Annotated in this window: 18 protein-coding genes; 10 read left to right on the top strand and 8 right to left on the bottom strand. The window is 71.7% G+C overall.

What is annotated here, in order from left to right:
* Positions 1-172 precede the first annotated feature (172 nt).
* Positions 173-1,417 carry an MFS transporter gene (locus FS532_RS16340; RefSeq protein ID WP_144756699.1) on the top strand — a complete coding sequence of 415 codons (1,245 nt, stop codon included), beginning with the start codon at positions 173-175 and terminating at the stop codon, positions 1,415-1,417.
* A gap of 78 nt (positions 1,418-1,495) precedes the next feature.
* On the opposite strand, the gene mnhG is transcribed toward FS532_RS16340, so the two are convergent.
* From mnhG to FS532_RS16305, 7 genes are all read right to left on the bottom strand, one after another.
* Positions 1,496-1,852 (bottom strand): monovalent cation/H(+) antiporter subunit G, encoded by a 357-nt coding sequence (mnhG, locus tag FS532_RS16335; protein ID WP_144756697.1) that lies wholly within the window; start codon positions 1,850-1,852, stop codon positions 1,496-1,498.
* Complete coding sequence (locus tag FS532_RS16330) at positions 1,849-2,190, bottom strand: sodium:proton antiporter (protein ID WP_144756695.1); 342 nt, start codon at positions 2,188-2,190, stop codon at positions 1,849-1,851. Before FS532_RS16330 ends, mnhG begins: the two co-directional genes overlap by 4 nt.
* Positions 2,187-2,768 (bottom strand): Na+/H+ antiporter subunit E, encoded by a 582-nt coding sequence (locus FS532_RS16325; protein ID WP_144756693.1) that lies wholly within the window; start codon positions 2,766-2,768, stop codon positions 2,187-2,189. The genes FS532_RS16330 and FS532_RS16325 overlap by 4 nt, the downstream gene beginning before the upstream one ends.
* The gene (locus tag FS532_RS16320; protein WP_144756691.1) at positions 2,765-4,525 is read right to left on the bottom strand and encodes a Na+/H+ antiporter subunit D; all 1,761 of its coding nucleotides are present in this window, start codon (positions 4,523-4,525) and stop codon (positions 2,765-2,767) included. The genes FS532_RS16325 and FS532_RS16320 overlap by 4 nt, the downstream gene beginning before the upstream one ends.
* A complete protein-coding gene (locus tag FS532_RS16315; RefSeq protein ID WP_144756689.1) occupies positions 4,522-4,947 on the bottom strand; it encodes a Na(+)/H(+) antiporter subunit C in 426 nt (141 codons plus the stop codon). Before FS532_RS16315 ends, FS532_RS16320 begins: the two co-directional genes overlap by 4 nt.
* On the bottom strand, positions 4,944-7,829 hold the full coding sequence (locus FS532_RS16310) for a Na+/H+ antiporter subunit A (RefSeq protein ID WP_144756687.1): 2,886 nt from the start codon (positions 7,827-7,829) through the stop codon (positions 4,944-4,946). Before FS532_RS16310 ends, FS532_RS16315 begins: the two co-directional genes overlap by 4 nt.
* A gap of 109 nt (positions 7,830-7,938) precedes the next feature.
* The gene (locus tag FS532_RS16305) at positions 7,939-8,883 is read right to left on the bottom strand and encodes a quinone oxidoreductase family protein (protein ID WP_144756685.1); all 945 of its coding nucleotides are present in this window, start codon (positions 8,881-8,883) and stop codon (positions 7,939-7,941) included.
* 73 nt (positions 8,884-8,956) lie between these two features.
* On the opposite strand from FS532_RS16305, the gene FS532_RS16300 reads away from it, so the two are divergent.
* Positions 8,957-9,373: a MarR family winged helix-turn-helix transcriptional regulator gene (locus FS532_RS16300; RefSeq protein ID WP_144756683.1), complete on the top strand. Its 417-nt coding sequence runs from the start codon at positions 8,957-8,959 to the stop codon at positions 9,371-9,373.
* Positions 9,374-9,395: 22 nt separating this feature from the next.
* Here the strand turns inward: FS532_RS16300 and FS532_RS16295 are convergent, their stop codons facing one another.
* Positions 9,396-10,145, bottom strand: coding sequence for an SDR family NAD(P)-dependent oxidoreductase (locus FS532_RS16295; RefSeq protein WP_144756681.1), 750 nt, complete (start codon positions 10,143-10,145; stop codon positions 9,396-9,398).
* A 72-nt stretch (positions 10,146-10,217) separates the two neighbouring features.
* On the opposite strand from FS532_RS16295, the gene FS532_RS16290 reads away from it, so the two are divergent.
* The 8 genes from FS532_RS16290 (at position 10,218) to FS532_RS16255 (ending at position 17,264) form a co-directional block, all read left to right on the top strand.
* Entirely contained in the window at positions 10,218-10,940 is a 723-nt protein-coding gene (locus FS532_RS16290; protein ID WP_144756679.1) for an SDR family oxidoreductase, read from the top strand.
* Positions 10,937-11,596 (top strand): FadR/GntR family transcriptional regulator, encoded by a 660-nt coding sequence (locus tag FS532_RS16285; protein ID WP_144756677.1) that lies wholly within the window; start codon positions 10,937-10,939, stop codon positions 11,594-11,596. Before FS532_RS16290 ends, FS532_RS16285 begins: the two co-directional genes overlap by 4 nt.
* Before the next feature lie 104 nt (positions 11,597-11,700).
* On the top strand, positions 11,701-12,360 hold the full coding sequence (locus tag FS532_RS16280) for a GntR family transcriptional regulator (RefSeq protein ID WP_144756675.1): 660 nt from the start codon (positions 11,701-11,703) through the stop codon (positions 12,358-12,360).
* Positions 12,360-13,046, top strand: a complete 687-nt coding sequence (locus FS532_RS16275) for a GntR family transcriptional regulator (protein ID WP_144756672.1) — start codon at positions 12,360-12,362, stop codon at positions 13,044-13,046. Before FS532_RS16280 ends, FS532_RS16275 begins: the two co-directional genes overlap by 1 nt.
* Before the next feature lie 19 nt (positions 13,047-13,065).
* Positions 13,066-13,950, top strand: coding sequence for an SMP-30/gluconolactonase/LRE family protein (locus tag FS532_RS16270; RefSeq protein ID WP_260852780.1), 885 nt, complete (start codon positions 13,066-13,068; stop codon positions 13,948-13,950).
* Positions 13,951-14,020: 70 nt separating this feature from the next.
* Positions 14,021-15,163, top strand: a complete 1,143-nt coding sequence (locus FS532_RS16265) for a glycosyltransferase (RefSeq protein ID WP_144756670.1) — start codon at positions 14,021-14,023, stop codon at positions 15,161-15,163.
* On the top strand, positions 15,160-16,287 hold the full coding sequence (locus FS532_RS16260; protein WP_144756668.1) for a glycosyltransferase: 1,128 nt from the start codon (positions 15,160-15,162) through the stop codon (positions 16,285-16,287). The genes FS532_RS16265 and FS532_RS16260 overlap by 4 nt, the downstream gene beginning before the upstream one ends.
* A complete protein-coding gene (locus FS532_RS16255) occupies positions 16,284-17,264 on the top strand; it encodes a hypothetical protein (RefSeq protein ID WP_144756666.1) in 981 nt (326 codons plus the stop codon). The genes FS532_RS16260 and FS532_RS16255 overlap by 4 nt, the downstream gene beginning before the upstream one ends.
* The last annotated feature ends 6 nt before the right edge of the window (positions 17,265-17,270 follow it).

Below are 17,270 nucleotides of genomic sequence, written 5' to 3'. Positions count from 1 at the left end.
GAGGACCGTTCGCCCCGTGGGCCCCGGGTGACGAACCGTTACCGCTGGTACCCTGGGCGGGCTCCACCTACACGCAGTGTGTATCTACCGGCCGTCGGCACCCCGGCGGACAACGGCGGCACCCGATGGGTCCGCCCCCGCAGCACCGGGACGGGCCGAGAAGGCACACCCCATGCTCCAGACCAGTTCTGCTCCGCCTGCCTCCGCGGCGGACGACCGCTCGCTCATCTCCCATGCCGGGCGGTGGTACTTCCCGGTCGCGTTCATCGCCCGGCTCCCGTTCGCCATGATGGTCGTCGGGGTGCTGACGCTCGTCGTCTCCGCTCGCGACTCGGTCGCCCTCGGCGGCATCAACTCTGCTTCCGTCGGCATCGGCGCGGCGGTGTTCGGCCCGATGGTCGGCGCAGCAGCCGACCGGTTCGGCCAGCGCACCGTGCTCGTCCCCGTCGGCCTGGTGAACGCCGTGCTGCTCGGGGTGTTCCCCTTGGTCGTGACCGGCACCGCGCCCGACCTCGCGGTGCTCGCGATGGCGTTCTGCATCGGCGCGTCCGCACCGCAGGTCGCTCCGATGTCCCGCACGCGGCTCGTCGCGATCATCGGGCAGCGCATGGCCCCTGGTCGGCGCGGCAAGGTCCTCAGCGGCACGATGGCGTACGAGTCGGCCGCCGACGAGACCGTCTTCATCATCGGGCCGTTCCTGGTCGGGCTCCTGGCGAGTGCGATCGCGCCATGGGTCGCCGTCGCCGGAGCCTCGGCGCTGACGTTCGTGTTCGTCACCGCGTTCGCCCTGCACCCGACCGGCAAGCTCGTGCTCGGCCACCACGAAGAACTCGTGCAGGCACCCGCCCGCGAACTCCTCCGCCCCCGGCTCGTGGTCGTGGTGATCGGGATCCTCGGCGTCGGCATGTTCTTCGGGTCGACGCTGACCTCGTTGACGGCCTTCATGGAGACCCACGGCGAGCCGTCGCAGGCTGGACTCCTCTACGGTCTGATGGGCATCGGGTCGGCCGGACTCGCGCTCGGTTCGGCAGCCTTCCCGAGCCGGTTCGCCCTCGGCTGGCGGTGGCTGGTGTTCGGCATCGTCCTGCTCGGCGGGGCGATCGCGTTCTCGCAGGCCGGGTCCGTGCTCGCCGTCGGCATCGTCCTCGCCGTGATGGGCGTCGGCATCGGCCCGACCCTGGTCGCGCAGTACAGCCTCGGCTCGGACCGCTCGCCCGTCGGGCGCTCCGCCACCACCATGACGATCCTCGGGTCCGCCGTGATCGTCGGGCAGTCGCTCACGTCGGCGATCGCGGGCGACGTCGCGGAGCAGCACGGCGCCGCGGTGGCGATGCTGATCCCCGCCGCGTCCGCGGCGATCGTGGTGCTCGCAGCGGTCGTCAACCTGCTGCTGCCGCGTCGCGGCGTGACCAGCTGATGGTCTGCGTGACCAGCTGACGGACTGGAGGCACGGTGTCAGCTGGCACCGTGCCTCCAGTCCGTCCGTGCGTGCGGTCTACGACTCCGTGTCGTCGACGAGCAGATCCTGGTGCCGGTAGTCGTTCGACCGCAGGCCCGCGCGGGCGATCATGTGCGTCGACACCGGTACGAGGAACAGCTGGAACACCATGATCGGCAGGACCACCCACAGCGCCGTCCACGTCCACACGGCGACGACGATCGCCGCCAGCGCGAACGCCAGCCCGAGGACCTGCGGCTTCGCCATGGCGTGCAGCCGGACGAGCGGATCGGGGAACCGCACGATCCCGACGCCCGCGCCGAGGGACAGCAGTGCTCCGACGAGGAGGAGGCCGATCGCGATCCAGGCGCGGACCCCCGCGCCGTCGATGAAGCCCTGGATGACGTCGATCACGAGCGATCCCCTTCCGTGGCCTGCTCCGGTGTGGTGACGGTGAGCCCCTCGTCGGACGGATCCGACGACGGCGTGACTGCCCGGGCCACGGCGATCGTCGCGAACACACTCGTCGCGGCGATGACCACCAGGACGGGCACCCCGGTGAGGTCCCGCCGCACGACCATCGCGGCACCGATGACGATGAGCGCGGTGGTCAGGACCATGTCCGACCCGATCATGCGGTCGAGGATGGTGGGGCCCCGCACGATCCGGAAGACCGCCAGCGCGAGGGTGGCGCCGAGGAGCGCGAGGACGAGGGCGATCCCGATCCCCATGACGACGACGGCGGCGCTCATCGGGTGACCTCCGGCAGCGGCTCGGACAGTTCGGACAGGTCCTGCTTCGACCCGAGGGCGCGGATGACCATGGCCTCGATCCCGAGGGCCTCGCGCCGTGCCGCGTCGACCTGTTCGATGCGTTCGGTGTCGAGCACGTGCAGCAGCAGCCGTCGACGACGCAGGTCGACATCGGCGACGTACGACCCCGGCACGAGCGAGATCGCGAGCGTCGCCAGCGTGAAGGTCATCTCGGACGTGGTGTGCAACTGCAGCAGGGTGATCGAGCTGCGCCGGACGCCGCGCGGACGGAGGGCCACCCAGGCGACCCGGAACGACGCGAGCACGACGAGCCCCGACCACACCACCAGGAACCACAGGAAGTGCACGATCGAGAACCGGGGCGACAGCGGCACGGGTGGGAGCGGGAGCGCCTGCGTCACGAGCAGGGCCACGACGATGCCGCACAGCAGCGTCAGTGGTGTCCACGAACCCCAGAGCAGTGCCCAGAGGACGGTGAGCCCGGCGACGAGCGGGACGTCGTAGCGCCAGGCGACGGCGATCCGGCGGGCGTTGGTGATGCGGCGGGTGTCACTCATCGCTCACCTCCGAGGACCGCCTGCACGTACCGGTCGGGCGACTCGAGCGACTCGGCCGCGCGGGTCGCGTAGCCGTAGAGCGGGCCGGCGACGACCGTCAGGGCGACCGACCCGAGGACTGCGACCGCGGTCACGCCGACGAGCATGCGCGGCAGCTTCACGCGGGCGGGTGCCTCACCGACGCCGTCCTGCGTGACCGTCGGCGCGGTGTCCGGACTGGAGGCGCGACTCGCGTGCGGTGCGTCGGTGACGGTTGTCGTGCCTCTCCCCACCGGCACGGCCGGCCGGCCGCTGGCGCGTCCGTCCGGAACCGGCGGCGTGGGCCCCGGGTGGAACGCCTTGCCCGTGTCCTCGGACACGGTCAGCGGGGCGGGCTCCGGGGACCGCAGGTGCGCGTGCGGCTCGGCCACGCTCGCGTGCGGCGCCGCGGCCTCGGCCGCCGGCCGCGGCCGCCAGAAGGCGGCGTCCCAGACGCGCATGAGCGCGTAGAGGGTGAGGAGGCTCGTCACGACGCCGGCGGCGATGGTCGCGTACGCCAGGGGCGAGCCGTCGATCGCCGCGGCGCGGAACAGCCCGAGCTTCCCGATGAACCCGGAGAACGGCGGGATGCCGCCGAGGTTGAACGCGGGGACGAGGTACAGCGCGGCCAGGAGCGGAGAGGCCTTGAGCAGCCCGCCGAGGGACCGCGTCGAGGTGGTCCCGCCGACCCGTTCCATCAACCCCGAGACCAGGAAGAGCGTGGTCTGCACGACGATGTGGTGCACCGTGTAGAACACCGCCGCGGCCGTGCCCACGACCGAGCCGAGGCCGATGCCCATCACCATGAACCCGATGTGGCTGATGAGCGTGAAGGACAGCAGCCGTTTCACGTCGGTCTGCGACACCGCGCCGAGCACGCCGACCACCATCGTCAGGATCGCCACGATCAGCAGCACGGTGTTGAGCTGTGGCCTCGGGAAGATGATCGTCTCGAGCCGGATGATCGCGTAGATGCCGACCTTCGTCAGCAGGCCCGCGAAGACCGCCGTCACCGGCGCCGGAGCCGTCGGGTACGAGTCGGGCAGCCAGAACGCCAGTGGGAACACCGCCGCCTTGATGCCGAAGCCGATGAGCAGCATCGTGTGGATCAGCAGCTGCACGTGCTCGGGCAGCACCGCCATCCGCTCGCTGATCTGCGCGATGTTCACGGTGCCGGTCGCGCCGTAGACGAGGCCGATCGCCGCGAGGAAGATCGCCGACGCGATGAGGCTCGTCACGATGTACGTCGTCCCGGCCCGGACACGCTGCTCGCTGCCGCCCAGGGTGATGAGCACGTAGCTCGCCACCAGGAGCATCTCGAACGCCACGTACAGGTTGAACAGGTCCCCGGCGATGAAGGAATCGAGCACGCCCGCGGCCAGCACGAGGTACGTCGGGTAGAAGATCGTGACCGGTGCCTCGCCGTCGTCCGCGGCGAGCCCTTGCCCGATCGAGAACAACAGGACGATGAGGAGCACGCTCGCGCTCACGGTGAGCAGCAGCGCGCTCAGCCGGTCGACCACGAGCGAGATGCCGTACGGGGCCTCCCACCCGCCGACCTGCACGACGATGGTGCCGTGCTGGTCCACGAGCACCATGAGCGTCGCGGCGACCGCCAGTGCGACCACGAGCACCACGACGGTGATCGCCCGCTGGAGCTTCTGGTGGTTGAGGAGTCCGAGCGCGACCGCGGCACCGAGCAGCGGGACGAGGACGAGGAGCGGGACGAGCCAGGTCATCGGGTCGCCTCCTGTTCAGCGTCGGTGGTGGTCTCGGGATCGTCGTCCGACGTGTCGTCGTCGGCGTCCTCGTCGCGTTCTCGGCCGATCGCGACGTCGGCCTCGTCGACCTCGACCTCGTCGGCGCGGGACAGCTTCCAGGAGCGGTGGATGAGGGCGAGCAGGAACGCACTGACCGCGAAGGTGATCACGATCGCGGTGAGGGCGAAGGCCTGCGGCAGCGGGTCGGCGATGCCCTCGGACGACTTGCCGATCGGCGGGTCCCCGGCGGCACCGGACATCACGAGGAGCAGCAGGTTGAGCGCGTTGCCGAGCAGCAGGAAGCCGAGCAGCATCCGGGTCAGCGAGCGTTCGAGCAGCAGGTAGACCCCGCAGGAGAACAGCACCGCCATCGCGATGACGAGCACGAGGGTGACGGTCACGTGGCGCTCCCTTCCGGGGTGGGGATCTCGGTCATGTCCTGCACGGGCGTCGAGGCGTCGGCCAGGCGCTGCCGGTCGACCTCGGCGCCGAGGCTGCGGAGGACGTCGAGCACGAGGCCGACGACGACGAGGTACACGCCGATGTCGAAGAACGTCGCGGTGACGAACTCCACGTGCCCGAGCACGGGGACGGTCGCCTCGAAGAACTCCGAGTACAGGGCCTCCTTGCCGAAGAACATCGGCACGAGCGCGGTGATCGCGGCCGTGGCGACGCCGAGCCCGAGCAGCCGGCCGGCGCGCACCGGAGCCGCGGCGCCGAGTTCGGCCGGACCACCGGCGAGGTACCGGGCCGCGAGCGCGATACCCGCGACGAGGCCGCCCGCGAAGCCGCCGCCCGCCGCGTTGTGCCCGGCGAACAGCAGGTACACCGACAGCACGATCAAGCCGTGGAACAGCAGCCGGACGACGACGTCGAGGAGGGCCGAGCGTCCGGTCGGGATCGCGGCGCTCGTCGGCAGCCAGGCGCGGGGCTCGCCGTCGGGACGGTGCTTGTCGGCCGTCACCGTCGAGGGGAGGTCGCGGAGCCGGGGGAGCGTGTCCTCCCGCGAGTTCACGAAGATCAGGCTCGCGACACCGGTGGCCGCGGCGACCACGACCGTCAGCTCGCCGAGGGTGTCCCAGCCGCGGAGGTCCACCAACGCCACGTTCACCACGTTCAGGCCGTGGCCGAACGAGCTCGTCAGCGCCGGCAGGTCGGGCCAGAGCGGCTCGGCGGTGCGGGCCGACGCGGCGACGACCACCACGATCGCGAGCGTCACGCCCGCGAGTGCGGCGAACAGTGCCCGGACGATCCGGAAGCGGGACGGGTTCGTCGTCGCGATCCGCGGGGGGAGCCGGCGGAGCACGAGCACGAACGCGATGAGCGTCACCGTCTCGACCACCATCTGCGTCAGGGCGAGGTCGACCGCGCCGTGCAGGACGAACAGCACGGACATGCCGTACCCGGTCACCCCGACGAGCACCGCCGCCGCGAACCGGGTCTTCGCGGTGAGCACGGCGATCGCGGCGACCGACATCACGATGACCACGGGGATCTGACCCCACGAGTCGGCGAACCGGACGTGGAACGCCCACGGGCCGCCGATCACCAGGTTGACGAGGGCGCCGGCGACGAACACCGACAGGATGACCGTCAGGTAGTAGGGGAGCGAACCGCGCTGGACCCCGGCGGTGAGGGCGGTCGCGCCACGGTCGAGTCCGCGCATGACGTGCCGGTAGATGCTCGACGCGCTCGGGAACCCCGCCAGGCGGTGCTGCAGCGCCTCGACCGGGCGGCGCAGGGCGAACAGCGCGAGACCGCCGACGAGCGTGATCGCGGACAGGCCGAGCGCCGGCTCGAGACCGTGCCAGAGCGCGAGGTGCGGAACCTCGCCGGGGAGTGCAGCGGCGCGCGCCGCGGGCTCGAGGCCGTGCGCCACGAACGGGGTCGCGATCCCCAGGGCGAGACCGGTGAGCGCGAGGACCGACGGGACGACACCGAGCCCGTGCAGGGCGTGCGGCTCCGTGTCGGGGACGCCGGGCTTCCGGGCGAACGCGCCCCAGAGGAACCGGAGCGAGTAGGCCACGGTCAGCACCGAGCCGATCGTCACGCCGACGAGCGCGAACCAGGCCCAGCCGGCATCGGGACCGTGCAGCGACTCGATGAACCCGGTGAGGACGGCCTCCTTCGCGACGAACCCGATCGTCGGCGGGATGCCGGCCATGGACAGCAGCGCGAGCACCGCCACCACCGCGAGCCACGGGAGCTTCCGACCGAGGCCGCTCAGCTTGGCGAGGTCGCGGGTGCCGGTGACGTGGTCGATCGCGCCGACGACGAGGAACAGGGTCGACTTGAACGCCGCGTGCGCCACGAGGAGGGCGACCCCGCCGAGCGCGACCGCGGGGGCTCCCCACCCGGCCGCGAGCACGAGGAACCCGAGCTGCGCGACCGTGCCGTAGGCGAGCAGGAGCTTGACGTCCGTCTGTCGGAGCGCCCGGTACCCGCCGATGAGCATGCCGGCGACTCCGAGCAGCGTGATGGTCTCCCGCCACCCCTCGAGCAGCGCGAACGCGGGGGCGAGGCGGGCGACGAGGTAGATGCCCGCCTTCACCATCGCCGCGGCGTGCAGGTACGCGCTGACCGGGGTGGGCGCGGCCATCGCGGCCGGGAGCCAGAAGTGGAACGGGACGATCGCGGACTTCGTCAGGGCACCGAGCAGCACGAGGACCACGGAGACGGAGACGATCGTGCCGGACGGCGGATCGGCGATGATCCCGGAGAGCGAGGTCGTGCCCGCCGTGACCGACAGCATCACCAGTCCGGCCAGCATCGCGAGCCCACCGGCCGTGGTGACGACGAGGGCCTGCATCGCCGCCGCACGGCTGGCGCGCTTCACCGAGTCGTGGCCGATGAGCAGGTAGGAGAAGACCGTGGTGGCTTCCCACAGGACGAACAGGACGATGACGTCGTCGGCGACCACCAGGCCGTACATCGACCCGGCGAAGGCGGTGAGGACGCCGGCGAACCGACCCAGTCCGGGTTCGTCGCGGCCGAAGTACGACGCGCAGTAGACGAGCACGAGGGCGCCGACCACCGACACCACGAGGGCGAGCACCCACGACAGGGCGTCCATCCGCAGCGCGATCGCGAGGTCGAGTTGCGGGATCCACCCGAACCGCTCGGTGGCGCCTCCGTCCAACGCGGTCCGGGTCTGGGCCACGGTGAGGACCGCGGCCGCTGCCGGTGCGAGGGCCGCCACGTAGAACACGCGGCGGCCGAGGGCGGGGGTCAGGGCGGGGACGATCAGGGCGACGACCGCGAACGCGACGAGGACGGTGACCATCGGGCACCTCCTCGGGGTCGGGCTGCAGTCCGGCTCACTGGGCCCTCACAGCTTACGAAGCGGCCGATGTGGAGAACCTGAGTAGGCGGACAGGGAGCCCGCGCGGGGGTCAGGCTGTCAACACCACTCTGCCCGCGCCCGCGGCGCCCTGTCCGGCCCAGGCCGCCTCGACCTCCGCGAACCGCACGCCCGTCGCGTCGACACGGATCGTGCCGTCCGCGATCGCCGCGACGATCCCGGGCAGCTCCGCGACGAACGCGGCACGACCGACCGAGCCCTGGCCGCTCCCGACGATGGTGAGGCCGGACGCACGGAGCGCGGCGGACGGGATCCGTGCCTCCTGGCCGGCCGTCGACCCGATCGCGACCCAGTCGAGGCGACGACCACGGTCGGAGCGGGCCGTGACGAGTGCTCGCATGACGTCCGCTGCGGGCTGCCCCCAGACGTAGTCGACGACGACGTCCACGTCGGCGGCAGCGGCGGCGACGCCCTCCACGTCGTCGAGCGGGACGACCACGTCGGCGCCGAGCTCGCGGAGCGCGGCGAGCCGGGCTGCGTCACGGCCGCTCGCGACCACGTGCGATGCGCCGAGGTGCTTCGCGACCTGCACCGCGGCGGTGCCGGACGCCCCGGTCGCGCCGAGGACGAGCACGCGACTGCCGGGCTCGAACGCGATCCGCCGGCGGAGGGCGACCCACGACGACATCACCGGGTTGGCACCAGCGGCGATCGTGACCGGGTCGGCGCCGTCGGGCAGGGCGACGCTCGCGCGCGGGTCGACGGCGACGCGTTCGGCCATCGAGCCGCGGGTGTCGCTGGCGACGGCGAAGTAGCGGAGGGAGCCGTCCGGGAAGCGCCCGACGCCGTCGACGCCGGGGACCAGGGGGAGCGCGCCCTCGCTCGTGTAGTGGGATCCGTCGGCCTGCGAGCGGACGCGCGGGTGGAGTCCGGCGGCGACGACCTCGACGACGACCTCGCCGTCCGCCGGGGTGGGCTCCGCGAACTCCTGCCAGGTGGGGGCGTGGCCGAAGGTGGTGACGACTGCTGCGTGCATGGTGTCCTCCTGATGATTCGTGTTACGAAAAAAATTAGTTCGCAACACGAAATGAGTCAAGTAGGCTGGGGAGATGCAGGAGATGACCGAGGACGAGCTGCTCGTCGACGCACTGGGCGAGACCGCGTTCCGGACCATGGGGGCGTTGACCGGGATCGCCGCGGACGCCGGGGTCTCCTTGACGCAGCTCCGGGTGCTCGCGATCCTGCGCGATCGTCGGCTGCGGATCGGCGACCTGGCGGACTACCTCGGGCTCGAACGATCGACGATGACCGGACTGGTGGCTCGCGCGTCCGCCAAGGGACTGCTGGCTCGGGAGCCGAACGCCGAGGATGCCCGCGCGGTGGACGTCGTGATCACCGAGGCCGGCCTCGAGGTCGCGCGGTCGCTCGAGGCGGCGATGCGCGATGCGCTGCTGCCCCTGACGACCCGGCTGGCCATCGACGACCGACGCGCGCTGCGCGACCTGCTCGAACGCATGCTGCGCTGAGCGCGCCCGCGCCTCGCCGTCGTCAGCGCCCGTGCGCCCGGGACGGGATCTGCGTCGCGAGCTTGCCGCCGGACACGTCGAGCAGTGTCCCGGTGATGTAGCCCGCCGCGTCGCTCGCCACGAACACCAGCAGGTCCGCGACGTCGTCCGGGGTCTCCCACCGCCGGAGCGACAGCGTGTCGAGCAGCCGGTCCTGTGCCTCGGTCGGCATCGTCGCGAAGCCGTTCATCGCCGTCGGCACCATGCCCGGCGCGTACGCGTTCACGGTGATGTCCCACGGCCCGAGCTCCGACGCGAGCACCCGGGTGAACGCCACGACGGCCGACTTCGAGGCCGCGTAGGCGGCGCTGCCGACGCTCGGCACGATCGCCGCGAAGGACGCCGCGTTGATGATCCGGCCCCGCCCCGCCGCCTGCATCACCGGGGCGACGGCCTGGCTCATCAGGAACGTCCCGCCGAGGTTGACGTCCATGCAGCGGCGCCAGGCGTCCCACTCCAGCTCGGCCACCGTGCCCTCGACGTTGATGCCCGCGTTGTTCACGAGGACGTCGATCGTGCCGTGTCGTTCGACGACGGTGTCGACGGCGGCGCTGACGGATGCGGGATCGGCGACGTTGCAGACCACGTGCTCGAGCGGGAAGTCCTGTTCGAACGCGAGGTCCAGGGCGACGACGCGCGCTCCCTCGTCGGCGAAGCGGGAGGCGATGCGGTGCCCGATGCCGCGCGCGGCCCCGGTCACGATGACGACACGGTCGGTCAGGTCGAGGTGCATCGGGCGCTCCTGTTCGTCGGGCAGGCCGTGACCTCGCGTCGTCGGCGACTGCAATAGGCATACTATTCCAGCATGACGGAGCAGCGAGTCCTGTGGATCACCGGTGGCGGCAGCGGCATGGGTGCCGCGAGTGCCCGGGCGGCCGCGGCCGACGGCTGGACCGTGGTGGTCAGCAGTCGACGACCCGAGGCGCTCGACGAGGTCGTCGGGGCGGTCCGCGCCGACGGCGGCTCGGCCTGGGCCCTGCCGCTCGACGTCTCCGACGACGACGCCGTGCGCGCCGCCCGGGACGCGGTGCTCGCCGAGCACGGGCGGCTCGACGGGCTCGTGCTCGCCGCCGGGCTGAACACCCCACGGCGTCGGTGGGACGACCAGTCGGTGCCCGACTTCCGCGCGATCGTGGACACGAACCTCACGGCCGTCGTCACCGTCGTCGACGCGGCGCTCCCCGCGCTGCGCGAGTCCGGCGGGGTGGTCGTCGTGGTGTCCTCGTACGCCGGGTGGTCGTTCCAGCCGGGCGCCGGGGTCGCCTACTCGGCGAGCAAGACGGCGCTCGGTTCCGTCGTCCGCACCCTCAACCAGCAGGAGGCGCCGCACGGGGTCCGCGCCACGCACCTCTGCCCTGGTGACGTCGCGACCGACTTCCTCGCCCAGCGGCCCTCGGTACCGGACGTCGCCGCGCGCGCCGTCATGCTCCAGCCGTCGGACATCGCCCGCACCGTCGCGTTCGTGCTGGGGTCGCCCGCACACGTGCGCATCGACGAACTCGTCGTGAGCCCGGTGTCGCAGCGGTGACCAGCACGTTCGACCGGGTGCTCGACGAGCTGGGCAGCGCCGTCGTCACCGGAGCGCACCCCGCCTGGGAACGTCGCAGCATCGACCAGCTCGCGGAGCGCACCGGCGCGAGTCGCAGCATCGTCCGCGAGGCCGTCCGCGTCCTGGTCGGCCTCGGCCTGCTGACGGCCCGCCGCCGCGTCGGTGTCGTCGCGGTGCCGATCGGCATGTGGGACGTCACCGACCCGCGCGTGGTCGGATGGCGGCTCGCCGGCTCGGACCGCGACCGGGTGCTCGCCGAACTGCGCGCGCTGCGGCGCGCGATCGAACCCGCTGCGGCGGCGGCAGCCGCGGAGCGCGCGTCGGACGCGTCCTGCCAGGACCGACTGGAGGCGCTGCTCGCCGCCGCCGACCGTCTCGCCGCCGCCACCGGTCCCGACGACGCGGCCGCGTTCCTCCAGGCCGATCGCGAGCTGCACCGCAGCATCCTGGGGATGTCGGGGAACGCGGTGTTCCGCCGCCTGGGCGGAGTCGTCGCCCGCGCACTCGACGAGCGCGCCGGCATCGGGCCGGACTTGCACGACGTCGCACTGCACGTCGCGGTCGCTCGTGCGATCGCGAGCGGTGACGCCGCTGCCGCGGCGGCGGCCATGCGGGAGATCGTCGACGGCACCTGAGACCCGACGGCTCCGGACTTCGACCGCCACCAACCCCATGGACGCCGACACGCGGCGCTCTCACCGCAGTATCTGATATCCGATGAGGGCTCTACGCTGTGTTCATGCCGATCCCGAAGCCGACCCGTCCCGCGAAGCGACTCCTGCTCCGTGACGTCGTGTTCGCGAAACTGCGCGACGCGATCGTGAGCGGGGAGCTGCAGCCGGGCGAGACGATCAGTGAGTCCGAGGTCGAGTCGTGGGCCAACGCGTCCCGGACCCCGGTGCGCGAGGCGATCGACCGGCTGGCCGCCGTGGGGCTCATCGACGTGCTGCCGCAACGCGGGACGCTCGTCGCCGAGCTCGACCCCCAGCGGGCGTCCTCGTCGTTCTCCCTGCTCGGGGAGCTCCTCGCCGTCTCCTCGCGGATCGTGGTCCCGGTGGCGACGGCCACGCAGCGCGACGCGGTGGCACGCCGCACGCGGTCGGTGCGGTCGGCGGCCCAGCTGGTCGCGACGGACGGCGTCTTCGACGTGCTCGTCGGGGTCATCGGCAACCCGCGACTCCGTCAGGCGTGGGACGAACTCGTCCCGCACGTGCTCCGGACCTGGACGATCGCACCCGAACACGCGCCGACGCTCGACGAGCTCGACCTCGACGGATTCGCCGCAGCGGTGACGGACGGTGACGGCGACCGCACGGAAGCCGTCCTCCGCCGCTGGTTCGACGCGCACGACGCCCACCCGCGAACCGTGCTCGACGCACCTGCCCAGGAGACGATCTGATGCCGCTCCCCGGGAGCGCCGCGCAGCCCGCCGGCCGTACCTTCCTCCGTGACCGGGCGTACGACGCCCTGTTCCAGGCGATCCAGACGAGTCAGCTCGTCCCGGGTGAGGTGCTGCGCGACGACGAGCTGATGGAGTGGCTCGGCATGTCCCGCACGCCGATCCGGCACGCGTTGATCCGTCTCGCCGAGTCCGGCCTGATCGAGATGTCAGCCGGTCGGCAGACCACCGTCGCCGAACTCGCGCCGGAGCGGACGAACCGTGCCCTGTTCGTGTCCGGGATCTGCAACGAGTACGCCGTGGTCCGGCTGATCGGATCGGACGCCCCGGGCGTCGCCGACGAGCTCGCGACCCAGCGAGCCGAGGTCGCGGCGGGCGTCGAGGCCGGGGACGGCCCGCGCATCGCCCGCGGCATCGGTGCGTTCTTCGACGTCCTCACGAACCGGATCGGGAACCCGGAACTCGAACGACAGGTGCGCCGGATCGACGCCGAGCTCGCACGCTTCCTCGCCCCGGGCGACTCGACGACGCCCATCGACACCGAATGGCTCCGCCGCGGTGTCGAGTCAGTGCACGACGCTTTCGTCGCCGATGACCCCGACGCTGCGCGGGCGGCGCTGCGAGAGCTCTACGCGCCGACGCACCGCGACTTCCTCGAGCGCTTCCGGGAGCCCGAGATCGACTGAACCGGCATACGCTGGCGCCGTGCATGACGACGTGCCCGACGGGCTGACCGACATCGTTCCCGACCCCACCGCGCTCGAACGGATCGCCACGGGCAGCACCTGGGCCGAGGGGCCGTGCTGGATCCCCGCGACCAGGACCCTCAGGTGGTCCGACATCCCGGGCGACCGCATCCTGCAGTGGCACGCCGACACCGGGGCGGTCGACGCCTACGCCGAGGGGGTCGAGTTCACGAACGGTCGCACCCTCGACCGGGACGGCAGTGTGGTGCAGTGCTCGCACGGTCTCCGGCGGGTCGAGCGCGACCGGGACGGCACCGTCACCCCGATCGTCGATTCGTGGAACGGCGTCCGGCTGAACTCCCCGAACGACGTCGTCGTGGCCCGGGACGGCAGCGTCTGGTTCACCGACCCCGCGTACGGCATCACGCAGCCGCGCGAGGGGCACCCCGGCGAGCGGGAGTACGGCGACCACTGGGTGTTCCGCTGCGGCGCCGCCGGCGAGGACCTCCGTCCGGTGGCGGTCGACCTCGACGAGCCGAACGGGTTGGCGTTCGACCCGACGGAACGGATCCTGTACATCGCGAGTTCGTCGTCCGACGAGCCGGTCATCCGTGTCTACGACCGCGACGGCGCCCGCCTGAAGAACGGTCGCGTGTTCGCCCGTCTCGAGCCCGGCGAGGGTGCTCCGGACGGCATCCGCGTCGACGTGCACGGCAACGTGTGGTCGTCGTCGCACCGGGGCGTGGTGGTGTTCGACCCGTCCGGGCGACGGCTCGGGCAGATCGACGTTCCGGAGACGGTGGCGAACCTCTGCTTCGGCGGAGACGACGGCACGACCCTGTTCCTCGCGGCGACGACCTCGATCTACCGGATCGCCACGACGACGCGGGACGCGGCCCCGTAGGACTCGCTCTTCCGGAACCCTGCACTGCAATGTAGTATTTCATTGCAATGAGCAGGGAAACGGAGCAACCATGACGAAGCACGTGGCGATCATCGGGACGCGTGGGTACCCGTCGTACTACGGCGGGTTCGAGACGGCGGTGCGGCACGTCGCTCCGCACTTGGCGGACGAGGGTTGGGACGTGACGGTGTACGGCCGTCCGGGGCAGGAGCGGCTCGAGGACCCGACCCTCGACGAGCGCGTCACCCGTCGGACGACCCGTGGTCTGGAGTCCAAGTCGTTGTCGACCCTGAGCTACGGCCTCACCGCGGTCCTCGACACGATCCGTCGTCGCCCGGACGTCGCGCTCGTGATGAACTGCGCGAACGGCTTCTGGCTCCCACTCCTGAAGCTCGCCGGGATCCCGACCGTGGTGAACGTGGACGGCATCGAGTGGCAGCGGGCGAAGTGGGGTCGGCTCGCGAGGTTCGTCTTCAAGTCCGGTGCCCGCTTCACGGCCCGGTACGCCGACCGGCTCGTGTTCGACGCCGATGCGATCGGTGACTACTGGCGACGCGAGTTCGACGAGACCGGTGTGATGATCCCGTACGGCGGCACCGAGACGGTCGACCTGCCCCTGCACGCTGCTGACGCGCACCTCGAGGACACGCCGTTCGCCTTGGTGGTGGCACGGTTCGTGCCGGAGAACACCGTTCCCGAGTTCCTCGTCGCTGCCGAGCGGATCGCCGCGAGGCACCCGGTCGTGATCGTCGGGTCCACCGGCTACGGTGGCGAACTCGACGACTGGGCGAAGGCCCTCGCCGACGCGGACCCGAACGTGCACTGGCTCGGTCACGTGTCCGACGACGACCGTCTCTTCGCGTTGTGGCAGCACGCGGGGGCGTACTTCCACGGGCACAGCGTCGGCGGGACGAACCCGGCGTTGGTGCAGGCGATGCACTGCGGTGCGCCGACGGTTGCGCGCGACACGGTCTACAACCGTGAGGTCCTCGCCGGGACGAGCGCCCGCTTCGTGCAGCCGGACCCCGATGCGATTGCTGACAACGTGATCGCGATGCTCGAGGACCCGCACGAGCAGCTCGTGATCCGGAACCAGGTCCTCGACCGTGCGCGGACCGCGTACACGTGGATCGACGTCTGCGATGCCTACGCGGCGGTCATCAGCGACGAGGCCGGTATCGAGCGCGAGCAGATGCAGGAGGTCGCACGATGAGCGGAGTCGCGAGCATGCGCATCGTGCCCGAGCTGCGGGCTGCGCACATCGAGCGACACCGGCTCGGCACCCCCGCGGAGCTGCTGTACCTGGGGGCGAACTACGACCTTGCCGGCACCGCGCTGGCGGACGGCATCCGCCGGGTCAGCCTCGGTGCCGCGCTCCGGTCGTTCCTCACCACCACGGCCCGGACGCTGGAGGTCCCGGAACCGCTGTGGATGCGGTTCTGGTTGAAGCACCTCGCGCTCGTGGTCGGGTTCAAGGCGGCGGGTGCACTCCGCTGGCGGAAGCACCGGGTGGTGACGTACGCGATGGAGAACAACGACCTCGCGACGCTGGTCGGTGGTCGCCGTGGAGCACCCGCCTGGGTGGTGAACTCGGTCGCGACGATCATCGGTGCGACCGCACGCCTGACGATCGACCGCATCGCCTTCGCGAGCGACGCGGCCCGCGCCGCCTACGCGTACCTGCCGTTCACGGCGGGCATCGAGCAGGCCACGACCACGGAGCTGCCGCCTCCGACGGCGACGGCCGCGAAGCCGGCGCCGCTCACGTGCGTGTTCGTCGGTGCGATGGAGGAACGCAAGGGCGTTCGCGAGCTCATGCGCGCGTGGACGATCGCGGAGACGATGGTTCCCGGGGCGCGTCTCGTCATGGTCGGCCCCGGACCGCTGCAGGCCGAGGCTGCGTCGTGGGCTGCTGAGTCGCCGTCGAGCCGCCACGTCGTCGGGCGGTTGCCGCACGCCGAGGCCGCCACGATCCTCCAGGCTGGTTCCGTCCTGGCGGCACCGTCCGTCCCGGACGGTCGCTGGAGAGAACAGATCGGCCTGCCGATCAAGGAGGCCCTCGCCGCCGGACTCACGGTCGTCACGACAACGCAGACCGGACTGGCGCCGTGGCTGCACGACCACGGCCACGTCGTGCTCGACCACGCGGGAACGTCGTTCCCGGGTCGTCTGTCGAGAGCGTTGGTACGCGCACTCCGGGCGCCACTCGATCGCGACCAGGTCCGTGCTTCACTGCCCGAAACCGATGGCCGTCTGGTCGCCGACGCATGGCTGCACGGCACGAGCGCGCGACTCGTCGCCGACATGGCGACCAGGCCCGTCCCGGTGCACCGGTGACGGCGCAGGACGTCGTCGTGGTCAACACGCTCGGCGGCGCCCTCCGGCACTACAGTGCTGGACTCGTCGCCGCCATCGGCGCCTCGGGGGGCGCGGTGTCGATCGTGCACGTCGACGAACCCAGTGTCGCCGGCGGCTCGGGACTCGACTGGGTGCGCCGCTACGTCGCTGCGCTCTGGTCGGCTCGCCGCACCGGGGCTCGGGTCATCGTGACCTGGCCGGTGCTCGGCCACCTCGACCGTCTGCTCATGCGCCTCGTGCTCGGCCGTCGTGTCGATTCGGCACTCATCGTGCACGACCCCCGTCCGCTCGTACGCGCTCGTGGCTACGGCGAACGATCGCGCCGGGTGGGTGCAGTCGCCCGGAGAGTCGAACTCGTCGTGCACAGTGCTGCCGCGGCAGAGGCCCTCGCGGCGGACTGCCCCGATCTCGTACCGGTGTTGTTGCCGCACCCGGTCGTCCCGCGGGCCGAGGTGCCGCGGGTTCGGGCAGCCGACGCGCGTCCGGTGGTGCGGGTCCTGGGGCAGTTCAAGCCGGATCGAGACCTCGAGCTGCTCGCCGAGATCGGCGCACAGCTCGGTGCGACCCACCGGTTGGAGATCATCGGGCGGCGGTGGCCTGCGGTCGAAGGGTGGTCCGTCACGGACGAGTTCGTGTCCGAAGAACGCCTCGACGACCTGATGGCGACTGCTGATGCCGTGCTCGTGCCCTACAAGCGGTTCTTCCAGTCCGGGATCGCGATCCGTTCCCTCGAACTCGGGACGCCTGCGATCGGTCCGGCGGGGTCGAGCATCGCCGACCTCTACCCGGACGACCGGTACCTGGCATCGGACTCTGTGGCGTCCTGGTGCGGAGCGATCACCGCGGCGACGTCGGCGGATTCAGCGGCGATGCGCGAACTGGCTGCGCGTGCCGATGACGTGTGTCGGGCCGCGTGGTCGCGTTGGGCGGAGCCCCCTCGCGTGCGCGCTGGCTGACGCGGC

It is taken from the genome of Curtobacterium pusillum (assembly GCF_007673235.1).
In the GTDB taxonomy this organism is placed as follows: Bacteria; Actinomycetota; Actinomycetes; order Actinomycetales; family Microbacteriaceae; genus Curtobacterium; species Curtobacterium pusillum_C.
This window is presented reverse-complemented; position numbering and strand designations above follow the sequence as displayed.